The sequence below is a fragment of the Lysinibacillus cavernae genome (assembly GCF_009724685.1).
GTDB classification, from domain to species: Bacteria; Bacillota; Bacilli; order Bacillales_A; family Planococcaceae; genus Lysinibacillus; species Lysinibacillus cavernae.
Genome location: NZ_WMEF01000002.1, coordinates 368,253 through 388,805, shown reverse-complemented (window position 1 = coordinate 388,805; position 20,553 = coordinate 368,253). Strand labels below are relative to the sequence as shown.

General features: G+C 37.6%; 23 protein-coding genes and 1 other annotated feature (1 of these 24 cut by a window edge). Of the genes, 10 read left to right on the top strand and 13 right to left on the bottom strand.

The genetic code is table 11. From position 1 onward, the window contains the following. Positions 1-138: a binding site (T-box leader), on the bottom strand (it extends 81 nt beyond the left edge of the window). Positions 139-251: 113 nt separating this feature from the next. Beyond that, a complete protein-coding gene (locus GJU32_RS06420; RefSeq protein ID WP_155591107.1) occupies positions 252-551 on the top strand; it encodes an ArsR/SmtB family transcription factor in 300 nt (99 codons plus the stop codon). A gap of 128 nt (positions 552-679) precedes the next feature. Then, positions 680-1,867: an MFS transporter gene (locus tag GJU32_RS06415; protein WP_196426615.1), complete on the top strand. Its 1,188-nt coding sequence runs from the start codon at positions 680-682 to the stop codon at positions 1,865-1,867. Positions 1,868-1,888: 21 nt separating this feature from the next. Here GJU32_RS06415 and GJU32_RS06410 read toward each other — a convergent pair whose 3' ends face one another. After that, positions 1,889-3,775, bottom strand: coding sequence for an FAD-dependent oxidoreductase (locus GJU32_RS06410; protein ID WP_155591105.1), 1,887 nt, complete (start codon positions 3,773-3,775; stop codon positions 1,889-1,891). 176 nt (positions 3,776-3,951) lie between these two features. Between GJU32_RS06410 and GJU32_RS23555 the strand changes: the two genes are divergently transcribed. Beyond that, complete coding sequence (locus GJU32_RS23555; RefSeq protein WP_274381805.1) at positions 3,952-4,086, top strand: hypothetical protein; 135 nt, start codon at positions 3,952-3,954, stop codon at positions 4,084-4,086. 580 nt (positions 4,087-4,666) lie between these two features. Here the strand turns inward: GJU32_RS23555 and GJU32_RS06405 are convergent. Then, positions 4,667-5,191: a hypothetical protein gene (locus GJU32_RS06405; protein WP_155591104.1), complete on the bottom strand. Its 525-nt coding sequence runs from the start codon at positions 5,189-5,191 to the stop codon at positions 4,667-4,669. Positions 5,192-5,658: 467 nt separating this feature from the next. On the opposite strand from GJU32_RS06405, the gene GJU32_RS06400 reads away from it, so the two are divergent. After that, the gene (locus tag GJU32_RS06400) at positions 5,659-7,263 is read left to right on the top strand and encodes an ABC-F family ATP-binding cassette domain-containing protein (protein WP_155591103.1); all 1,605 of its coding nucleotides are present in this window, start codon (positions 5,659-5,661) and stop codon (positions 7,261-7,263) included. Between the two features lie 49 nt (positions 7,264-7,312). On the opposite strand, the gene GJU32_RS06395 is transcribed toward GJU32_RS06400, so the two are convergent. From GJU32_RS06395 to GJU32_RS06375, 5 genes are all read right to left on the bottom strand, one after another. Next, positions 7,313-8,056, bottom strand: coding sequence for an amidohydrolase family protein (locus GJU32_RS06395; RefSeq protein WP_155591102.1), 744 nt, complete (start codon positions 8,054-8,056; stop codon positions 7,313-7,315). 86 nt (positions 8,057-8,142) lie between these two features. Next, a complete protein-coding gene (locus GJU32_RS06390) occupies positions 8,143-8,319 on the bottom strand; it encodes a hypothetical protein (RefSeq protein WP_196426614.1) in 177 nt (58 codons plus the stop codon). Positions 8,320-8,387: 68 nt separating this feature from the next. Then, on the bottom strand, positions 8,388-9,623 hold the full coding sequence (gene fabF, locus GJU32_RS06385) for a beta-ketoacyl-ACP synthase II (RefSeq protein ID WP_155591100.1): 1,236 nt from the start codon (positions 9,621-9,623) through the stop codon (positions 8,388-8,390). Positions 9,624-9,651: 28 nt separating this feature from the next. Then, positions 9,652-10,209 carry a TetR/AcrR family transcriptional regulator gene (locus GJU32_RS06380; protein WP_155591099.1) on the bottom strand — a complete coding sequence of 186 codons (558 nt, stop codon included), beginning with the start codon at positions 10,207-10,209 and terminating at the stop codon, positions 9,652-9,654. 80 nt (positions 10,210-10,289) lie between these two features. Beyond that, positions 10,290-10,760, bottom strand: a complete 471-nt coding sequence (locus tag GJU32_RS06375; RefSeq protein WP_155591098.1) for a DinB family protein — start codon at positions 10,758-10,760, stop codon at positions 10,290-10,292. A gap of 171 nt (positions 10,761-10,931) precedes the next feature. Between GJU32_RS06375 and GJU32_RS06370 the strand changes: the two genes are divergently transcribed. Continuing rightward, entirely contained in the window at positions 10,932-11,570 is a 639-nt protein-coding gene (locus tag GJU32_RS06370) for a hypothetical protein (protein ID WP_155591097.1), read from the top strand. Positions 11,571-11,629: 59 nt separating this feature from the next. Further along, on the top strand, positions 11,630-12,454 hold the full coding sequence (locus tag GJU32_RS06365; protein WP_155591096.1) for a S1C family serine protease: 825 nt from the start codon (positions 11,630-11,632) through the stop codon (positions 12,452-12,454). A 44-nt stretch (positions 12,455-12,498) separates the two neighbouring features. Here the strand turns inward: GJU32_RS06365 and GJU32_RS06360 are convergent, their stop codons facing one another. The 3 genes from GJU32_RS06360 to GJU32_RS06350 all read right to left on the bottom strand — a co-directional run bounded on the left by GJU32_RS06360 (position 12,499) and on the right by GJU32_RS06350 (position 14,241). After that, entirely contained in the window at positions 12,499-12,984 is a 486-nt protein-coding gene (locus GJU32_RS06360; RefSeq protein WP_420798369.1) for a YkvA family protein, read from the bottom strand. A gap of 477 nt (positions 12,985-13,461) precedes the next feature. After that, complete coding sequence (locus GJU32_RS06355; protein ID WP_004230088.1) at positions 13,462-13,662, bottom strand: cold-shock protein; 201 nt, start codon at positions 13,660-13,662, stop codon at positions 13,462-13,464. Positions 13,663-13,884: 222 nt separating this feature from the next. Beyond that, positions 13,885-14,241, bottom strand: a complete 357-nt coding sequence (locus GJU32_RS06350) for a DUF1033 family protein (RefSeq protein ID WP_230874960.1) — start codon at positions 14,239-14,241, stop codon at positions 13,885-13,887. A 52-nt stretch (positions 14,242-14,293) separates the two neighbouring features. Here GJU32_RS06350 and GJU32_RS06345 point away from each other — a divergent pair, with 52 nt between their 5' ends. The 4 genes from GJU32_RS06345 to GJU32_RS06330 all read left to right on the top strand — a co-directional run bounded on the left by GJU32_RS06345 (position 14,294) and on the right by GJU32_RS06330 (position 18,406). Continuing rightward, the gene (locus tag GJU32_RS06345; RefSeq protein WP_155591094.1) at positions 14,294-16,021 is read left to right on the top strand and encodes a methyl-accepting chemotaxis protein; all 1,728 of its coding nucleotides are present in this window, start codon (positions 14,294-14,296) and stop codon (positions 16,019-16,021) included. 44 nt (positions 16,022-16,065) lie between these two features. Beyond that, positions 16,066-16,347, top strand: a complete 282-nt coding sequence (locus GJU32_RS06340; protein ID WP_155591093.1) for an acylphosphatase — start codon at positions 16,066-16,068, stop codon at positions 16,345-16,347. Positions 16,348-16,691: 344 nt separating this feature from the next. Next, positions 16,692-17,342 carry a 5-bromo-4-chloroindolyl phosphate hydrolysis family protein gene (locus GJU32_RS06335; protein ID WP_155591092.1) on the top strand — a complete coding sequence of 217 codons (651 nt, stop codon included), beginning with the start codon at positions 16,692-16,694 and terminating at the stop codon, positions 17,340-17,342. Beyond that, complete coding sequence (locus GJU32_RS06330; RefSeq protein ID WP_155591091.1) at positions 17,339-18,406, top strand: toxic anion resistance protein; 1,068 nt, start codon at positions 17,339-17,341, stop codon at positions 18,404-18,406. Before GJU32_RS06335 ends, GJU32_RS06330 begins: the two co-directional genes overlap by 4 nt. Before the next feature lie 50 nt (positions 18,407-18,456). On the opposite strand, the gene GJU32_RS06325 is transcribed toward GJU32_RS06330, so the two are convergent. From GJU32_RS06325 to GJU32_RS06315, 3 genes are all read right to left on the bottom strand, one after another. Then, positions 18,457-18,654 carry a DUF6501 family protein gene (locus tag GJU32_RS06325; RefSeq protein WP_012294410.1) on the bottom strand — a complete coding sequence of 66 codons (198 nt, stop codon included), beginning with the start codon at positions 18,652-18,654 and terminating at the stop codon, positions 18,457-18,459. A 263-nt stretch (positions 18,655-18,917) separates the two neighbouring features. Continuing rightward, positions 18,918-19,649: an amino acid ABC transporter ATP-binding protein gene (locus GJU32_RS06320; protein ID WP_155591090.1), complete on the bottom strand. Its 732-nt coding sequence runs from the start codon at positions 19,647-19,649 to the stop codon at positions 18,918-18,920. Positions 19,650-19,661: 12 nt separating this feature from the next. Further along, complete coding sequence (locus tag GJU32_RS06315; protein ID WP_155591089.1) at positions 19,662-20,387, bottom strand: amino acid ABC transporter permease; 726 nt, start codon at positions 20,385-20,387, stop codon at positions 19,662-19,664. Between the last annotated feature and the right edge of the window lie 166 nt (positions 20,388-20,553).

Here is a 20,553-nt window from a genome sequence, read left to right as displayed (position 1 = left end):
CGCCCCGCTATTCTCTACTACTCGTTCGAGAATCTTCTCCAAAGTGCGCTTCATTCATGGTTACTGCATTAGGCTCACACCATCCCTAACTCGCTTTCCAGTCGTTCCATCAATTACTCTCTTTTTCATCGAATTTTTCTATGATTTTGACATATATTACAGGACTTTCATTTTGCCGTCAACCTTTTTTTCATTTCTGTATTCATATTTAGTAATTGACATATCGAGATAATCCGATATATCATTTTAACATGGAACCAATTGAAATTTTCAAAGCGTTATCAAACGAGACAAGGCTAAACATCTTACAGTGGTTGAAGGAACCTGAGAAGCATTTTCCAAAAGTGAGTATTGAAGGAGGCGTGTGTGTTGGTGATATTCAGGAAAAAGCGAAAACTTCTCAATCAACCGTTTCTCACTACTTAACTATGATGCAAAAGGCTGGCCTTCTCGAATCTTTTCGTCATGGTCAATGGACATATTACAAAATAAAAGAGGAAACGGTGCATCAAATTGCATCATTTCTCGTATCAGATACCCAAAATGAGTAATTGGGTTTCTGTTTAGGATGTCATATCGATTATTCACGATAAATAGATATACGCTTCTGAGTTCCGATTTTCATTTAGTTTTATATCGATAATTCTCGATATATAAATATATTAGGAGTGACTATATAATGACCAACGAAGAAAATGAACTTAGCTATAAGCATAAGATTTTAGCCTTTACATTAATTTTATTAACTTTTGTCATGGGAACGAGTGAATTTGTTATTGTAGGTTTATTAACAGAGGTCTCGACAGATTTAGGTATTACAATTGCTACGGCTGGTTCATTGGTATCTGGTTTTGCCATAGCCTATGCGATTGGTACACCCCTATTAACTGGATTTATTAGTAGATTTCCAAAATATCCGCTCATGTTAGTGCTCATCTCAATCTTTATTCTTGGAAATATCGTAAGCGCCTTATCTAGTTCTTATGGACTTTTAATAAGCTCCAGAGTTGTTACGGCTGTTGTCAGTGGTGTGCTAACGGCATTGTCTATGTCTATAGCCAATGATAGTATGCCGAAAGAAAAAAGATCATCTATCATTGCTTTTATTTTTGCTGGCTTTACCATTGCAAACGTAATGGGTGTGCCTCTTGGAACTATGGTGGGCCAATTGAGTAATTGGCATATGACATTCTGGTTAACGGCTTTTTTAGGAGGCATTGCCTTTATCATCAGTATGTTTGTGCTGCCTCGAAATATAAAAGGTACAAAAGGTTCACTTTCAGAGCAATTGAGTTTATTTAAACAACCTAAAATCATTCTAGCATTCTTTATTCCTATTTTCACAATTGCTGGAACATACACTATCTATACATTTATAACGCCAATTTTAGAAAACAAACTTGGTATTCCTACTAGATACATAGGCGGTGTTCTCTTAATCTATGGTTTCTTTTCTATTTTTAGCAATGTTTTAGCTGGCAAGATTGCTCAACAGAATGGTTTAAGTAAATTACGCTATACATTTATCGTCCAGGCCATTATTTTATTTTCACTGTATTTTACAATGTCCTCCATGTGGTTGGGTCTGATGAGTATAATGCTAATGGCAGTTACGCTTTATGCCGTTAATGCAACGGTTCAATTATACTTCATGGATTTAGCAGAAAGGTATTCTCCATCGGCAAAAGACTTTGCGTCGTCATTAACACCAGTAGCCGTTAATGTGGGGATTGCGTTAGGTTCTGCCATCGGAGGCATTGTCGTTGCTTCAGGTAGTCTAGACAAACTTGCATGGGCTGGTGGACTATTAGCTCTCATAGCTTCTGGATTAACCGTTATGAGCTATCGATTAGAGCAAAAGGATTAACAGTTAAAAAAGAAACATTCCTCAAGAGGAGGAATGTTTCTTTTCTACATAATGAATGACATCTGCCATGATGGCATACATCTCTTTTAATTTTAATTTCTTATCGTTTGAGATTTTCTTCGCCACTTTGTCAGTCACAATTCCTTTTTCGATTAACGTATCCCAGTTAGTCGCATTGGATTCACCTAAAAGGACGTCAGCCAAATATTGTGCCATCTCATCTCGTGTAATGGCTTCATCGCCATTATTGTAAACTTTATTAATGACAATTTCGAGCTGGTCAGTCATAGTTGATGAGTTTTCTTTACCGGCGCGTAGCATACTCTCTTTTAACATTTTAGCAAATTTTAATTTCGTTGCCTTACTGTCTACTTTTAGGTCATTATCATAGCCACCCACTACAAGGCCATAATTAATTAATGTTTGAATGGCTTCATCATACCATTCCCCTTGATATGGGTAATCCACAGAAAATGAGTCGACATAGGCTCCCTGTTTATCCAACTGCTTTCTTAATTTAGCAATTAACTTTTTATCTTTGCTCATGTCTCTAAAGGTTACATCCTGTTTCAATGCTAGTGCTGCCGCAGTCCCAGCCGCTTCACCTGTCACCATTCCTGTTGGAACAATGCGAGCACTTCCTGCTGCCAGAGAAGAATAACCAGCCGAACGTCCAACAACAAGTAAGCCATCGATGTCCTTCGGTACTAATGAACGGAAAGGTATGGCATATTGCTTTGGTGCGGAAATGACATAGCCATAATCATGAGGTGTTTGTGCTTGCACATCGACTGGATATGAGGCAATACCAATGCTATCCCATTGATCACTATTTTTCCAAAGGTCTGACATCGGTAATTGATATTCTGCCCAAATATGTCTTGTTTCTCTCACATACAGTTCTTCTGGATAGCTGACAATTTCAGCATTTTCAAACCCTGGGAACTTTTCTTGTAAATACTGCAGTATTTGTTGTGTTTCTTTCTTGCCAGCAACTATAGCAGCCTGTTTCGAATTCTCATTCAAGCCATCAATTCCAAAGATTTGTAAGGCATTAATAAAGTATTCATCATCTACTCGAGCCAAATTTAACCCTCGTAACCTTGTCCCCTCTTGCAAGGGCTTGTATTCATCATGAAGCTTCGTAAAGCCCCACATTACGGTATGATTTAAGTTCGCCCCACCAAATACATCGGATTTTGCCGCTTTTTTCACTTCATCCCAATTTACATTTTTCAAATGAAGCATTAATGTTACAGCCATGCGTTTATCCTTTATACCAATATCCTCTCCGCCAACAAAGAAAGGAACATTAGACATGGCAGCAAAATCAGCATCTTGTGTGGCATCTATGAATGATTTCCCTGTTACAACATATGTACCGTATTCATTTTTTAATTCCACAGACGTTAATTGCTGTTCATTGAGATTCGCTTTCACAACCTCTGTTTGTACTGACAATGTTAAATTTGGTTCCTCATCAATCAATTTTTTAAAGGCTGCCTTTGCACCTACAATCCCAAAAGCATCATTTCCTCTGACAAGCTCGTGCCATTCTTTAAAAATACCTTCACTGATTGAGTTATTATGGCCATCACGAGGAATATCGAGGAAATTTAGCATACCGTATGTAAATAATCCACCTAGCTCTTCCCTTTTTTCTACAAGCAATGTTTTAGCTCCATTACGTGCAGACGCAACCGCAGCAGCAACACCCTCAGGCTCACCACCGATGACAATTACGTCATATTGTGCCTCTATATTTTTAATTGGTACTGGCTTTTTATACTCATCCACTAATTTATCGTATGCCATTGAGTTCGTTAATTCTTTAATAAAATAGTAGCTTCCAAAACCAAGTAAAACTACTATTATAGAAGTGGCTGTCCATAATAAGACCTTACCCATAATATACCTCCAATAGTTAATATTTCCATCAATGTGTTTATTTTACCATCATTACCACCCCTCGAAAGAGCTGAATGTCCTAATTGTTCATTTACTTTAGAATGCAGGAATACCTTTACCGCAAACGAATAGTCCTGCATGATACAGTAGTCTCTATGAAATTATCGTAAAGATCAATGAATGAAATCATTTATGAGGATTGTGATGTTTTGGCTGACTTGCAACGGAGACAGCAACATCAATCTAGTATGAATGAAAAGCAAAGAATAAGCTGGCATTCAAAACGAGGATGGGCTTGTGGGCACCCATGATGATTCACCTGACATAAAAAAACAGTCAGAATCATTTTAGTCCATACCTTTGTGAATAAGCAAACAAAATCCTTGTGGTAAATGATGTCATTTTTCTATTCTTTTTCAAAAATAGTTAATCACACTACAATATAGACGTCTCATTCTAAGAGAAAGTTACAGCAAAGAAAAAATTTTTTCACTGTATCTTTATTCAGTTTATGTTTACTAATGATTCTAGCTTGTTCTTTGTTTCAAGTGTGACCATATGGACACTTCCAATGAACATTCTTATTATCTGACTCGCATCTTCTCAAAATCTCAAATTTAGATCATTACTGGCTAATTCTTTAACATTGAATTGTACAGTCTAGGATCATCTGGTTTGATCCTTTCAAGGAAAACTTCATTTTATTGTAAAGACTTCATAGCTCTATTGTGAACTGAAAACGCTGATTTGAAACATCTATCACTGTGATTTAGTTGCTTCATATTCTGATTTCAGGTACTATCAAAATCCAAAAAAAGTCTCCAGCACCACCTAAATGCTATTCACAAATTTCCTCTGCATGCATAATAGACTTCTAGGTAACTAAATCCTTTAATCGTCTAGTTCATCATCTTCAATCAACACAATCTCAACCTTGGAAATTCTTTCACCCCATTGACTGCAGTCTTTAATCGTTGCAAAAACTTCATACATCCCATCACCAAAGCCTGAACGAAATGCTACACCTAATCCTTCATGCCCTAGCTTGTAATGTAATTGACCGCCTTGTTTTTCCTCATCTGAAGTTAATTTACATACCGTATCAAAACTATTGTCCGTTTCAATAGTTGAAACAATCAATAAGTCGTTTTCTTTTGCCGTTTTTTTAATCATGTTTAAAGTGTCCTCAGCATTCATATTGGTACAGGAGACATACTTAACATCCTCTTCACTAATTGTGTAGCCTAGATTTTTTAACAAAGATGACAATTTATCTTCATCTCTTCCCCAGAATTTAACGGCTATCGGATTTCCGTCAACCTTCCATTCACTATTGATATAGCATGGGTCAATAATCATTAGTTGACCTGAATCTACCCCCACTACTCCAAGTGACACTTTTCTTTCTTCTGACATTTAGGTCACTCCTCCATTTTTATAAACGCTGATCTTCCCTATTATAATAACTAATTGATTAGGGAGTTTCTCACGTAATTCTATTCTTTAATAGCCATTAAACGATGCTTTTATATGTCGCTCAAACTTCTCCAATGATTCATGCTGTGTCCCTTTATTTATATAACATTATACCCAATATCTTATACTATAGGGTATATTTTCTGGTAACGAGGTTGCTTTTTGTTAAATTTAATAGGAAATAAAAAGGGATAAAATATTTCTATTCACTTCCCTGTTCTTTACCCTAGGAATGTTTAAATTAAAACAGGATTATTTGGATTTATTTATTATTACATTATTTCCCATGCCTACTTCACTCATTCCATACATCCGTAATACGCTAAAGCTTGATTTAATAATGTTTATAGACTATGGAACATATTTCATGATATACTAGAGCCATTGTGAAAAAAGGAGGAACTTGCATGATTCAAGTTAGTAATGTAGGTCTTCGCTATGGCGATCGTAAACTATTTGAAGACGTAAATATAAAATTCACACCAGGAAATTGCTACGGTTTAATCGGAGCAAACGGTGCTGGTAAATCAACATTCTTAAAAATTCTTTCTGGTGAAATTGAAGCACAAGAAGGAAATGTCTCAATGGGCAAGGACGAGCGCCTATCTGTCCTGAAACAAAACCATTTCGAATATGATGAATTCAATGTATTAGATACAGTGGTTATGGGCAACAAACGTCTTTGGGAAGTAAAAGCTGAAAAAGACGCAATCTATGCAAAAGAAGAATTTTCTGATGAAGATGGCATGCGTGCTGCTGAATTAGAGGGTGAATTTGCTGACCTAAATGGTTGGGAAGCTGAATCTGAAGCAGCAACATTATTGAACGGCTTAGGAATTGGCGACGAGCTGCATTATATGCTAATGGCTGACCTAGAAGGTTCTGACAAAGTCAAAGTCTTATTAGCACAAGCTCTATTTGGTAAACCAGATGTTCTATTACTGGATGAGCCTACCAACCACCTTGACTTAAAAGCAATTCAATGGTTAGAAGAATTCCTAATTAACTTTGAAAATACGGTTATTGTTGTATCCCATGACCGTCACTTCTTAAACAAAGTATGTACACATATCGCTGACCTTGATTTCTCTAAAATCCAATTATACGTTGGGAACTATGACTTCTGGTATGAGTCTAGCCAATTAGCGCAAAAAATGATGGCAGACCAAAACAAGAAGAAAGAAGAAAAGATTAAAGAATTACAAGCATTCGTTGCGCGTTTCTCTGCGAACGCTTCGAAATCAAGCCAAGCTACTTCTCGTAAGAAAATGCTAGATAAAATCGAGCTTGATGACATTAAACCATCTAGCCGTAAATATCCATTCATCAACTTCCAAACAGGTCGTGAAATCGGTAATGATGTGTTAACGGTTGAAGGCCTTACAGCAAGTAATGAAGGCGAAACACTACTGAATGATATTCGCTTCTCGATGAACAAAGATGATAAAATCATTTTACTTGGTAACCCAATGGCAAAAACAGCGCTTCTTGATATTCTAATGGAAGAAAGACAAGCAGATGCTGGTACATTCAAATGGGGCGTGACAACATCTCAAAGCTACTTTGAAAACGATCACGATAAATACTTCGAGGGTTCTGAGAAATCATTAGTGGAATGGCTACGCCAATATTCACCTGATGATGAAACAGAAAGCTTCTTACGTGGCTTCTTAGGTCGTATGCTATTCTCTGGTGAAGAAGTGAAAAAATCTCCTTCTGTGTTATCAGGGGGCGAAAAAGTACGTTGTATGCTTTCTAAAATGATGCTTGCAACTGCAAACGTTATCTTACTCGATGAGCCTACGAACCATCTTGACCTTGAGTCAATCCAAGCACTTAATGAAGGCTTAATTCGCTTCAAAGGTGCGATGATCTTCACATCTCATGACCACCAGTTCATTCAAACAATTGCGAACCGTGTCATCGAAATCCGTGAAGACGGCACAATTCTAGATAAACTCTTAACATATGATGAATTCTTAGAGTGGAAAGATAGCCAAGGTTTAAGCTAATTTCTACAAAAAATCCTCTACCGAGCATGTTGGTAGAGGATTTTTTTTTTTATTTGAAATACCATTTCATAGCATTTTTGTAGAGGATTTTATCAGCAGCCTGTTCATCAAAAAGCTGTTGAATTAATTCTATATCCGCATACGCAAAAGGTCGTTTTGCTCTTGTAGATGGCAAATCTGTTCCAAACATTAGTGCATCTGGATTGATGTTATAAATGGATTGTAATGCATTCTTTACATCCAGTTCCACACGACCAAAGCCAGTCGCTTTGACACGCACCCCTTTGTCCACTAGCTTTAATAAATATGGAAGTCCTTCTTCTGATAACCCTAAATGATCAATGGATACGGCTGGTAATTTTTCAATCGTTGATGTGATGTCACGTATTTCCTTCGCATCTATATACAGTTCACTATGCCAGCCAACCAAATCATACACTCTTCGTGCAAAGCTATCTAGCTTGGATAAATCTTCTGAACCGCCTCGTTTAATATTAAAGCGTAATGCTCGTACCCCATTGTTATGTAAATGAATAATTTCATCATCGGTTACTGAATAAGGCAATTGTGTCACACCACAAAATGCTGAACCCAATTGTTTCAAAGCTTTTAACAAGTAATCTTGGTCAAATCCTTGAAAAGATCCTGAAACAATTGCTCCTCCCATTACATTGAGATGAGCCGTTTCCTGTTGATAATCCTCTACCACGTAGCTCGGTGGTGTATATCCCTGGTTTTCGATTATTGGAAAATCAAAATCAATAATATGAAAATGTGCATCAAAAATTCTCATCATCCATCCCCCTTGTCACCTTAAAATTACCACATTATAAGCATAAGTAGAATTATCGTTTTTTATCATGATGTCATAAGTAAAACTTATTGCATGCTATAATTTTGTAGACACTCTTTCACTTCATCAGTATGTGTTAAACCATTACGAATGATTTTTACCTTTGCAAGAGGATAATGGAGTTGAAATACTTTAAGCTTTTCGTACTTCCCTACCCCTACTTCAACCCTTTCGTTGACTCTATTTTTTTCATTATTATACATAGAAAAGATGGTATGAACAGCCAATTTCATACCATCTTTTTCACAAACAATCTTTTGTTTTGTGTCACTTATTCCTCAAACTTCTTAAAGGCTAACACGGCATTATGACCACCAAAGCCAAAGCCATTGGATAAAGCAATGTTGACGTTTTGTTGAAGCGCTTCATTTGGAACATAATTTAAATCACATGCTGGATCAGGTGTTTCGTAATTGATGGTTGGTGGAATGATGCCTTCCTCCATACTTTTCAACGTAATAATGGCTTCTATTCCACCTGCTGCTCCAAAGAGATGCCCTGTCATCGATTTTGTGGAACTCACCTTTAATTGATAGGCATGGTCGCCAAAAACACTTTTAATAGCCTTCGTTTCTGATTTATCTCCCTCTGGTGTGCTTGTCCCATGTGCATTAATATAATCAACAGCTGACACATCAATGTCGCCCATTTTTAAAGCGAGCTTCATGGCATTTGCTGCTCCACTATAATCAGGTGAAGTAATATGATACGCATCCGTTGTGACGCCATAGCCAACAATCTCACCAAAAATCGTTGCGCCCCTTTGTTTGGCATGTTCATATTCCTCTAAGAACACGATGCCAGCACCCTCTGACATCACAAAACCATCTCGCTCGCCATCAAAAGGACGGCTAGCTTTTGCTGGCTCTTCATTTCTTGTGGACATCGCTTTCATTCGTGAGAATCCTGCAAAACTAAGTGGATTAATTGGTGCTTCCGCTCCACCTGCCAATATCCCATCGGCATAACCATGTCGAATAGATAAAAAGGCTTCGCCAATTGCTTGATTTCCTGTCGCACAGGCAGAAACAGGTGAAAAGCTTGGTCCTTTAAAGCCAGTTTTAATCGCCAGTATCCCCGCTGCCATATTACTAATCATCATTGGCACCATAAATGGTGACACCTTCCTTGGGCCATTATTGAGCATGGCTTGATGATTTGCTAAAATCGTGTCAATACCTCCAATACCAGAGCCAATGTAAACACCTAGTCGCTCCGTATCGACCTGCTCCATATTTAAGTTCGCTTGCGCCAAAGCTTGCTGAGAAGCGGCAAGAGCATATTGCACAAATAAATCATATTTACTTATTTCTTTTTTATCCATATATTGCGTTGCATCAAAATCCATGATGGTCCCAGCAATCTGCGTATTAATACCACTAAATCCCTCAGCTTGTATTTGTTGAATGCCTGACTTACCTTCTTTTATATTCTCCCATAATGCTGATACCGTATTACCTAGTGGAGATATTACACCATATCCTGTAACAACGACTCTTCGTACCATACACATCTCTCCTTCTCGTTTTGAAAAATTACTTGACTAGTTCTTTTAATTGCAGCAGCATTTTTTGAAAGAATTCTTCGCCTAAAACACGCTTGTATTGTAAAGCACCCTTCGTACTTGAAATGATGACTATTGCTAGTGACTCTAGATCTTCTGTCGATTTGAGTGCGCCATGTTGTTTAGCCTCTTTTAGTAACTCAACAAAGACATCAATTTCCATTTGGCTAAGCTGTTGAATCTTTTCTTGCATTGGTTGTGGTAATTCTTGATAGTCTGCCTGTAAAGCTGAAATGGGGCAAACACCATTTTGCTCTAGGAATTTTACTCGCTGTAAAATAAAGGCGAAAGGTTTTTCTTCAGCTGCCATAGCTGATTCTCTTATAATTGTATAAGCCTCTTCTAATCCTTTTTGTATTCTTTCGCAAACGGCAATCCCTAAGTCTCCTTTCTTTTCAAAATGATAATGAATACTTGCCTTCGTTACGCCGAGTTCTTTAGCTAAATGGTCATAACTAAATGATGTGAAACCTTTTTCCTGAATATTCTTCAATGTTAATTCTATTATTTGTGTTTTTCTATTTGTCATGACTTTACACTAACTTACTAGTAGGTAAGTGTCAATTCAAAAAATGCAGCAAATAAGTTGTTTATCTGCTGCTTGACGAACTATTGCATTTCTTTTGTTGGACCCATAACACCTGGTACTGGTAAACCTGCTTGACGAAGGAGTACAGTCATTTGTCCACGATGATGTGTTTGATGTTCGATTAGTACACGTAATAAAGCACCTCTTGGCACTGGCCCTGAAAAACCATTTACTAACTCTAGTAAGTCTTCATTTGTCAGTTTTGCTGCTTCCTCTTTGATACCGTTTACGACGTTTTCATACGCTGTCACAATCTCAGCAGCAGACGTTGGGACTGGATCTTCTTGACGAATCATTGGCACCTTTAAGCCTGCTAGATAACTAAAATAACCTGCTGATCCAACTAAATGCCAACCTAGCCAGCCAAGTGTACTATGACCTTCCACAATGCTTTGCTCTAGCTTGTCATCTGTTATAGCCTGTAATACTTGTTGTGTTCCCTTTGCTGCAATTGACCATTCTTGTAAAAAATCGTCTACTTGTCTATACATATCTTTGCCCCCCACATTTTAACTTCATTTCTATCATAGTTAATTTTCTCCCCTGTTACAAGTTTCTAGCTTTTAGTTTACATAATATGATTACAAGTTAATTATGACTTTTCATTCGTATAACAACTACCATTCACGTATAATAAAAGAAAATAGCGAAGGAGTATGCCTATGAGACTTCATGTCCTCGTACTTTCTCTTGCATTTTTACTCACCGGCTGTAGTAAAGAAATTAAAGAAGAACCTACACAACCGCCTACTCCACCTGTGGAGGACAAACAACCGGTTGAACAAGAACAAACGTCACTTCTATCCTTTTTCCCACCTGATGGATCTATCGCTTATTTTCAGGGTGAAGGAAATGAGTTTGCCAGTTTCACACTACAAACAACCTATCTTGATAAACAGCATATCGCACAGATAGAGGATAACGGTGGTGTGACACTATTAAAAATCTATCGCATTTCAGATACAAGTATTGATCTTGTCTATCGAGAACCCGTTGACAGCAAGCCTAACCTACCAGGTACAACAGAGGCAGTGTCCTATCCAGTGCTAGAAACGATTCTTCAAGAACCATTACAAGCTGGGGCAAATTTCCAAGGCTGGACGATACAATCAACGACAGCCACTGTCGATACAGGTACAACGGTCTATCAAGATGTCATCCAGCTAACACGCACTGAAGATACAGTCACAACGACCAAATATTTTGCGAAAGGCATTGGCCTTATTCGCTCAGAGGATACGATGGAGACAGAGCAAGATGAGCCATTTGTTGTGACATCGACCTTGCAAAAAATAGAATAGTAAGGTGATAACAGGGGTCCAGCTTGGGCGCCTGTTATGTTAGCAAAGGGGGTCATTCTATGAGTGATATACATAATTCCACCACTAAACAAGAAGAATTGACGGAAGAAGAGTTTATAGAACTAGTGCTCGAGGAACAGCAAAAAGCATTAGCACAGGAACGAGAAGAACGGCTTCGTGGAAAAAAACCAAAAAAGAAAAAGCCACTCGTCCGCTGGCTAGTCTGGGGCATGGCGTTGGTACTGTTTTTCAACACATTTGCGCTAATCTTTCAAATTTATTCCATACCTGCTATAGAATTTATCAAGGTTTCAACGAGGCTTTCTGCACAAGAAGATATACAAACCTATAAAAAGGCGATCGTTGAAATTTCAACAGGCTCCAGTAAAGGTACAGGTTTTGCTATCTCTCCTGACGGCCTTATTGTCACCAACGCCCACGTGGTTGAACATGCATCTTCATTATCGGTAGTGTTTCCTGATGAGGGATTAATGGAAGCAACATTAATTGAGAGCTATCCAGAAGTAGATTTAGCTCTATTACAAGTGGAAGCTGAGCAACTTCCCTATCTTCCTCTAGCAACAGATCCATCTTTTTCTGCTGATGAACATGTCTATTTTATTGGCAATCCACTTGCCTTCTCGGGAATTGCCAACGAAGGGACATTACTTGAATCCATTCAATTAGAGGATTGGCAGGAGCCTGTTATGATGTTGAAAGCACCTGTTTATCGTGGCAATAGTGGTAGCCCCGTGATTAACCAACAAGGTGAGGTCATTGGAATTGTCTTTGCGACAATGAAATACGAGCCCATAGGACGTGTAGGTCTCTTTGTTCCTGTAGAACGGCTTCATCATTTATTGGAAGATGAACATAAAAATTGAACCTGCTTGCCACAGGTTCGGTTTTTATAGTTTACATAATATAATTATTTATCTTTACTTTCTTGTTTGACAAACTGAGCGATTGGCGATTTTACAGGGATCTTACTTACTACATCATCACTTACTTCTGCAACCTTTTGCAGCACATGTAGCAGGTTGTCATCCCCTGTCCAATGTTTTTCCACTACTTCTGGTCCTAATTTATTGATGATCGTATTCACCACAAAGGTTGCCAGCACAACATCATCTAAATAGCCCCCAAAGCCTAGTAACCCTTCTGGCATCAAATCCATCGGCAGCACAAAATACGCAATCGATGCCCCTATTAATGCACGGCTTTTCTTATCCACACCTGCATCTGTTAATGTTTTTATTAATAAATGAAATAAATCGGGCACAAACATTAAATATGGTGTAAATTTATTGCTTTTCCCCTTTTTCGATCCAAGAAAAGCTACTAATTTTGTACGTAGCTTCTGATAAAAATCTTGTTGCTCCTGTTCATCAGGTAATTTTTCTAAGTTTTGCATATTCATTTACCTCCTTCATTGCAAGCTTACTGGTATTTTACGGGGTTATCTGCAAGTGCTATCCGTCACTTTAACCATTCTATCCACTACTTTTGCGACTCTATCCGTCATTCTTGCAGCGCTATCCGTCACTTTTGCGGCTATCCGCCACTTTAACCATTCTATCCACTACTTTAACCATGCTATCCACTACTTTCGCGACTCTATCCACCACTCTTGCAGCGCTATCCGTCACTTTTGCGGCTATCCGCCACTTTAACCATTCTATCCACTACTTTTACGACTCTATCCACCACTCTTGCAGCGCTATCCGTCACTTTACCCTGCTATCCATCACTTTCGCGACTCTATCTATCACTACTATATATTTAACCTAAATTATGATTTGTAATCCTAAAACTTTTAAATGATACAAAAAAGACATCCTATTTGCATAGGATGTCTCGGATTAACGAAAGTAATTTTAATTACTGAGAATTAAAGTTTAGTTACGTTAGCAGCTTGTGGTCCGCGGTTGCCATCTACAACTTCGAATTCCACTTTTTGACCTTCGTCAAGAGTTTTGAAACCTTCGCCTTGGATAGCTGAGAAGTGTACGAATACGTCGTTTTCACCTTCAACTTCGATGAATCCAAAACCTTTTTCTGAGTTAAACCATTTTACTGTACCTTGTTTCATTTAAGAAAACCTCCAAAAAATAAAAGTGAACAATATGTAATTTCTTCAGCGAATGAAAAAAATTCACATATTACAAAGAGTACCGAACTAACGCGATCACTTTTTGTAATATGTGAATTCATGTTACCGGTGAAGCAATTAAATTGTTAACCTAAGTATAACCAGCATTCATAATTTTGTCAAATAAAGAAAAAATGTTTTTTACTTTATTTGAAATTTTTTTTACTTTTCTTTTATTTTACAAGCAATTATTCCATGATATACCTGTGCATCATCATCGCAAGCATCACAATAAAAGCTTTCATCCTCCGACCAAAAAGCCCAATATTGCCCTTCTTTTGTTGCCTCATTGTCATATGAGGAGCGAAAGTGACTTAATTTTTGCTGTAATGCTCGTTCAAAGAGCTCCTTCGCTTCAAATGTATCTTGTGTTTGAATAAAAGCTTCCCAGCCTTCAAATTTCCACCAAGGCTCATAGTCCGCTTTCATGTAAATAATTGTATACATATTTGCCCATTCCTTGCTGTCATAAGATAGTTTCATTTTAGCAAACACATCTGAAATGTCTATTAAAATCACCTGAATTATGCTATTATTACCTTATTATACATACTTTTCGGGAGGTATTTTTATGTTTTCAAGTATTCGACCTAAAGCTGAGATAGAAGAGCTACTAAAACGTGGTACAGATTTACATGCAACAGGCCGATTTCATCAAACATTGGCATTTAATCATTTCAATTCACAGGATGAGGAGCATTTAAAAACACTCTATCAAAAGTTAAAAGATATTACCCCTTCCATGAATGCCATTTTTCATCATTATTTAAGCGAGATATCCCCTACCTCTCAATTAACCATTAGTGAAGAAAATATTAATCAATACTTGAAGCAATTTTTCTTAGCAACGCGAGATGATCATTATGTGGATGAAACTGTCAAATTTTTCAATCTATTTCGTAAGCATCAATATGAGCCTGGCAAATTAATTGTCGTATTCAATCAATTTGCCTTCTATATCACTACATATATTTTACACAATTTCGGTATGAAGCCTAATAAGGCATTTCAATTCATGAAATCATTCCAGTCCGCTGTCAATGTCGATCAGGAACTATTGGTGGAAGTATTGACGGAGCGTATAATTGAAAATGTAGTGGGAGAAATATCCTCATTAATGGATGTCAATGCCAAAATTATGTACATGAAGGATTTAGTATTTAGTTTAGATAAGCAAAATGAGGAAATTCAATCCTCCACTGCTGCAACTGAACAGATCGCCGCTTCTATAAATGAGGTAGCTCGCATGTCTTCCCATATATCTGAGAAAACGACAGAATCTGTTGATCATGCGACGAAAGGAAAAAATGCCATTGAGCATGCCTTAACAGAAATATTCAAAACAGAAGAAACGTTTACTTCCATTGTAAAATCATTTTCCGAACTGCAAAAACGGGTTAATGATATTGAGCAGGTTGTAACGTTAATCAATCAAATTGCTGATCAAACCAATTTACTCGCACTAAATGCATCCATTGAAGCAGCACGTGCAGGCGAACATGGGAAAGGCTTTGCGGTTGTTGCGCAGGAAGTACGAAAGCTTGCTGAAAACACAGTCTCTGCTCTAAGCGAAGTATCTGCGAATGTTCATCATTTAAAAAGTTATTCCAATGATGTTTCCAACTCGATTACGGAAACGACAGCTATTATTAAAGAAGCAACCGTTGAGGCAAAAGATTCGTTACCATTATTAAATGCCATTGTTCATGCGATTGAGGGCATTAATTTAGATGTGACAAATACCGCTGCGATTTCACAGCAACAAGCTGCTGCGATTGATGAAGTCTCTGCAAGAATGATTGAGATTTCAAGTTTGCAAGAAGATATTCGTGATTATAGCCATAATACATCTAGTGATATACATTTATTAGGGAAAGAAATCAATCGTTTCCGTAATGATATTATCGCCAACAATAATGTGCAGCTTTCATCTATTGCCCTGCTACAATTATCGAAGGCTGATCATATTTTATGGAAATGGCGCATTTATAACATGTTCCTTGGCCTAGAAACTGTTGAACCAGGCGATGTTTCCTCTCATAGAGACTGTCGACTTGGCAAGTGGTATACAGCGACTCGCACAGTAGAACGTTTCGGCCATTTACAGGATTATCTTGATTTAGACGGCTATCATTTACGTGTCCATGAATCTGCGAAGTTAGCTGCTGAAGCTCATAAAGCGGGCAAGATTGAGCAAGCTGATGTTCATCTAAAAGAGGTGGACGAGGCTTCTAAGCATGTTCTCTATTATATTAATAACTTAATCGCCTATTTAGAAAAAGAACGTGTCATGCAATAAACGGAGAGGTTTCCCCCTCTCCCTAGTTAGTAGGAGGTATTCGCTTGAAAAAACGAGCAAGTATAAAATTTTTTGGTGATGTTTACGGCACTGGCTACCGTTTCTTCATAAAGCAAAAGGCTATTGAATTAGGATTAAAAGGATACTGTAGACTAAATGACGCAGAACAAATTGAGGTGGAAGTGGAGGGTTCAGAAAAAGCACTTAACGAATTCCTTCTTTTTGTACAAAAAGGCGTTAGTCTCCAAGCGGATTCCAATTCATTTTCGTTAGAACTGTACGATGATTTAAAAGGATATGTACGTATGGAGTCAGACATTGTTTAGTCTGGCTCTTCTTTTTTGGAAAATGGCGTTGCAAGTTTATTTAATTTGATTGAGGCTAATGCTTCAATCTATTTTATTTCGATAAGTAAAAATCATTTTGAGAATGTAAAAGAGCAAGTACCACTATCGGCACTGCTCACATAGAAAGAAATCTAGCAATTCTATATAAGGATTAGCCTCGTACGATAGTATTAATAGAAACAACTCGTTTTTTCTGTGTATTATCATTGAGAAAGTTAACAATTAGAAGTAAAATTTATGTAAGGTTTTATTTTCAATGAAACTTTATGTCGATTATTTCGTATAAGAAGATAGACATATTGAAAAGCAAGGAGGATGAAACAATGCTTAGTGTCGGACAGTTTTTTTCTAGACATGCTGCTAGCTTCTTTATTTCGCTCACAACTGTTTCTATCGCAACGATTGCAGCAAATCCTGGATTCTTCCTTGGTGGTTTACTGTTTGCTGGTTCATATGCGACGAGTACAGCGTTGTTGAAACATAGACAAAAAAAGAAAGTCATGCAAATAGCAGGTATCACAAAAGAAGAATTCAAGCACATTGAAACACAGCTATCAACAGCTAATAAGTACATTCAAACATTAAGTCAAAACTATTTACGTGTGCGTTCTGTATCCGCTTTTAAACAATTACTTGAAATGACGCGTATTTCAAAAAATATCGTAAAAATTGTAAAGACAGACCCACGAAAATTTTATAATGTGGAACAATTTTTCTATGCGCACTTACCTTCCGCAGTGGAATTAACAGATAAGTATACAATGCTATCAAAGCAGCCTGTGAAGGATAAGGAAATTCAATTGACGCTATCAAAGACGCGTGAAACCTTGACCAATTTAAATGATACCATTCAAATTGATTTAAAGGATGCGCTTGCTAATGATATCGATCACCTACAAATGGAGATTGAATTCGCAAATCGTTCCAATCTTAGACGTAGAGAACAATTGGACTGGCGAGGCGATGATAAATGACAGCAAATGAACATGCATTTGAACTAAATACCATACCAGGACTTTCTCCGCTAGTCCAATCCTACTTAGAAACAACTCCACAAAACGAGGCGATGGCGATTTACGAAACGCTATCGCCTCTTGCACAAAGTCGTGCTTTACTTTATGCGAGCCAAATCAATTTGACTGATTTTGAATCATTGCTGTCCCTTGGGCAAGATTCACAACGATCCCTGTCGCAATTTGCCGATCGTATGCTAGCTCAAGTGAAACAAAAAGATGTGACGAAAATTGGTCAAATGCTCGATTCCTTAATGCACACTTTAGATCGAGTAGACCCAACAGCTTTAGAGCCAAAGAAGCAAACCTTTTTCAATAAAATCTTTAAAAAAACAGAGCCTACCGTGAAGCAAACGTTAACGAAATTTGAGCGTATTAGTATTCAGGTGGAACGTATTGGTGTCCAGCTAGAACGTGCCCAGCTACAGCTCATAAAGGACGTTGAAAACTTAGAAGCGCTTTATACACATAATCGGGGATTTTTTGAGGAATTGGCTACAGCTATTGCAGCGGGTCAAATGAAAAAGCAGCAAGCTATCGAGGTAGAGTTACCAACAAAGATAACGAGTGTCCAAGCTACGAAGCAGCCACTTGCTATTCAACAGCTCAATGACTTTGCCGCTCAAATTGAAAGACTGGATCAACGTATTTATGATTTACAAGTATCGCAGCAAGTAGCCCTGCAAACGGCTCCTCAAATACGCATGATTCAACAGGCCAATCAAACTTTAGCCGAAAAAATTGAGTTTTCTATTGTTACGCTGATCCCTCTTTGGAAAAATCAATTAGCGATGATGCTATCGATGCATATGGATCATCATTATGCACAGCTAGAGGAAAGATTATCACGTACACATGATCGCTTCTCTAGCCCTTCGTTTGAGCAGCAAGTTTCGAAATTTAAAGAAACACAGCAAGAGCTGCAAACAGCCATTAAAGATGTCTTTGCTCTGCATACGGCGACTGAACAAGAGAAACAACAGTTGCAAGATGCGGCAGATGCTAGAAGCTATCAGAGGGATTAGCAAAAAAAATGGGTGGCTCAGCAAACGTTCTGAACCACCCTGTTTTTATTTTATGCAAAGTAATCTTTGTAGTAGCCACCGACATTACCTGTATTATCGATGATAAAAATGAACTCTTCTGTTTCATTTTTCACTTCATATTCTTTGCCTACTGTTAATACGTTTGACACTAAGTATTTTGATGCATTTGTATGTTTGCACGTTACTGTCCGTAATGTTGGCGCATCTTTCCATTTTAAATGTAACATATTCTCTCTACCTCTCTTTACTAGCAAAAGCTAATGTCTAATGCTTATTTTATAATATTTTTGGTCTTTTGTGGAGAAAAAAGAAATACAATACCTATTCTATCCAAAAAAAATTAATATTTGAGGTGTTCTAATGAGTTTTGGTGGTGTACCGCAATGGTTTTTTATTATTGCCGTAGCATTCGTAATCTGCTTTGTCCTATATGCAGAGTGGAATTCTAGAAAATAAGTGAGTCCAGTAGATTGGACTCACTTTTTTATGCTTATTTTAGTGTACGCTTTAAAAACTCTTTCGTACGGTCATGTTGAGGGTTTACTAATACTTGGGACGGAGGACCTTCCTCGACAATGATGCCTTTATCCATAAAGACAACACGATCTGCCACTTCTTTCGCAAACTCCATCTCATGTGTCACGATTAACATTGTGTTACCTGCATCTGCTAACTGACGCATGACCTTCAACACCTCACCCACCATTTCTGGATCTAGTGCTGATGTTGGCTCATCAAATAGCATAACATCCGGATTCATGGACAATGCCCTTGCGATAGCCACACGCTGCTTTTGTCCGCCTGAAAGCTGACGAGGCTTTGCGTTCACAAATTGATCCATACCTACGATTTTCAAATATTTAAGCGCCGTTTCTTCCGCTTCTTTCTTAGAACGCTTTAATACTTTGATTTGGCCCACTGTACAATTACTTAAAACATTGTGGTTATTAAATAAATTGAACTGCTGGAACACCATTCCTAGATGTGTACGATATTCTTGAATATTGTGCTTTTCATCTAAGATGTCTTCCCCTTTATAAATAATCTGACCACCACTTGGCGTTTCTAATAAATTTATGCAACGTAGTAATGTGGATTTACCAGAACCAGAGGAACCAATTAAACAAACAACCTCGCCTTTATCAACTTGGAAATTCACATCTTTTAACACTTGGTTACGTCCAAATGATTTACTTAAATGTTCGATCTTAATCACTGCCATTTGTGCGTCCCCCTATACTGCTTCTTTTTGTTCTTTTTGATAGGCATCAGGTCCATCCAAACGTTTTTCAACATATAGAAGGATGCGAGATGCGGTAAATGTCATGATGAAATAAAGAACGCATGCGACAAAGAATGATTCAAAGTAACGGAAGTTGTTACCTGAAATTGATTTTGTTTGGAAGAATAATTCCGTTACCCCTATGACATTTAATACGGCTGTATCTTTAATATTCATAATTAATTGGTTACCTGTTGCAGGTAAGACGTTACGTGCTACTTGAGGTAAAACAACGTGAAGCATGATTTGAAAGTGATTCATGCCAATGGCTGATGCTGCCTCGTATTGGCCATTATCAATCGATACAATACCACCACGAACAATTTCTGTCATGTAGGCCCCTGTATTGAGAGAAACGACTAAAATACCTGCCGTAATAAAGTGCATATCAATACCAAATGCAATATCTAATCCGTAGTAGACGACCATAGCCTGTACAATCATTGGTGTACCACGGAAAAATTCAACATAGCATGTCAGTATAAAATTAAAAAGCTTTAAGCTATAAAATTTCACACCCTTTTTACGAACTGGAATCGTATGCATAATTCCGATGAAAAATCCGATGAATGCACCAATAATTGTACTAATAATCGAAATCAATAGCGTATAATACGCACCTCGTAAAAACATTTGCCAGTTGTTTTCAATAATTGAAAGTATCCATTCAAGACTCATGATGTTCCTCCTAACAATGTCATGTTGCTTGCTTATTTCTTTTTGTCCTAGCTCTTTCTACCATTCTATGATTTGTCACGCTAGGACATTATCATTATGTAGAGAGGATCTCATTTTGATAATGATGAAATGATAGTGCACGGACCAGGAACTAGTCCGTGCCTTA

Excerpts from the sequence above, each read along its gene's own strand:
- GJU32_RS06400 (WP_155591103.1), top strand. The coding sequence starts at position 5,659 with ATGATTCAAGTTAGTAATGTAGGTCTTCGCTATGGCGATCGTAAACTA.
- GJU32_RS06330 (WP_155591091.1), top strand. The coding sequence starts at position 17,339 with ATGACAGCAAATGAACATGCATTTGAACTAAATACCATACCAGGACTT.
- GJU32_RS06345 (WP_155591094.1), top strand. The coding sequence starts at position 14,294 with ATGTTTTCAAGTATTCGACCTAAAGCTGAGATAGAAGAGCTACTAAAA.
- GJU32_RS06320 (WP_155591090.1), bottom strand. The coding sequence starts at position 19,649 with ATGGCAGTGATTAAGATCGAACATTTAAGTAAATCATTTGGACGTAAC.
- GJU32_RS06335 (WP_155591092.1), top strand. The coding sequence starts at position 16,692 with ATGCTTAGTGTCGGACAGTTTTTTTCTAGACATGCTGCTAGCTTCTTT.
- GJU32_RS06355 (WP_004230088.1), bottom strand. The coding sequence starts at position 13,662 with ATGAAACAAGGTACAGTAAAATGGTTTAACTCAGAAAAAGGTTTTGGA.
- GJU32_RS06370 (WP_155591097.1), top strand. The coding sequence starts at position 10,932 with ATGAGACTTCATGTCCTCGTACTTTCTCTTGCATTTTTACTCACCGGC.
- GJU32_RS06365 (WP_155591096.1), top strand. The coding sequence starts at position 11,630 with ATGAGTGATATACATAATTCCACCACTAAACAAGAAGAATTGACGGAA.
- GJU32_RS06360 (WP_420798369.1), bottom strand. The coding sequence starts at position 12,984 with ATGCAAAACTTAGAAAAATTACCTGATGAACAGGAGCAACAAGATTTT.
- GJU32_RS06420 (WP_155591107.1), top strand. The coding sequence starts at position 252 with ATGGAACCAATTGAAATTTTCAAAGCGTTATCAAACGAGACAAGGCTA.
- GJU32_RS06390 (WP_196426614.1), bottom strand. The coding sequence starts at position 8,319 with ATGTATAATAATGAAAAAAATAGAGTCAACGAAAGGGTTGAAGTAGGG.
- GJU32_RS06315 (WP_155591089.1), bottom strand. The coding sequence starts at position 20,387 with ATGAGTCTTGAATGGATACTTTCAATTATTGAAAACAACTGGCAAATG.
- GJU32_RS06405 (WP_155591104.1), bottom strand. The coding sequence starts at position 5,191 with ATGTCAGAAGAAAGAAAAGTGTCACTTGGAGTAGTGGGGGTAGATTCA.
- GJU32_RS06410 (WP_155591105.1), bottom strand. The coding sequence starts at position 3,775 with ATGGGTAAGGTCTTATTATGGACAGCCACTTCTATAATAGTAGTTTTA.
- GJU32_RS06380 (WP_155591099.1), bottom strand. The coding sequence starts at position 10,209 with ATGACAAATAGAAAAACACAAATAATAGAATTAACATTGAAGAATATT.
- GJU32_RS06325 (WP_012294410.1), bottom strand. The coding sequence starts at position 18,654 with ATGTTACATTTAAAATGGAAAGATGCGCCAACATTACGGACAGTAACG.
- GJU32_RS06415 (WP_196426615.1), top strand. The coding sequence starts at position 680 with ATGACCAACGAAGAAAATGAACTTAGCTATAAGCATAAGATTTTAGCC.
- GJU32_RS06375 (WP_155591098.1), bottom strand. The coding sequence starts at position 10,760 with ATGTATAGACAAGTAGACGATTTTTTACAAGAATGGTCAATTGCAGCA.
- fabF (WP_155591100.1), bottom strand. The coding sequence starts at position 9,623 with ATGGTACGAAGAGTCGTTGTTACAGGATATGGTGTAATATCTCCACTA.
- GJU32_RS06395 (WP_155591102.1), bottom strand. The coding sequence starts at position 8,056 with ATGAGAATTTTTGATGCACATTTTCATATTATTGATTTTGATTTTCCA.
- GJU32_RS23555 (WP_274381805.1), top strand. The coding sequence starts at position 3,952 with ATGAATGAAATCATTTATGAGGATTGTGATGTTTTGGCTGACTTGCAA.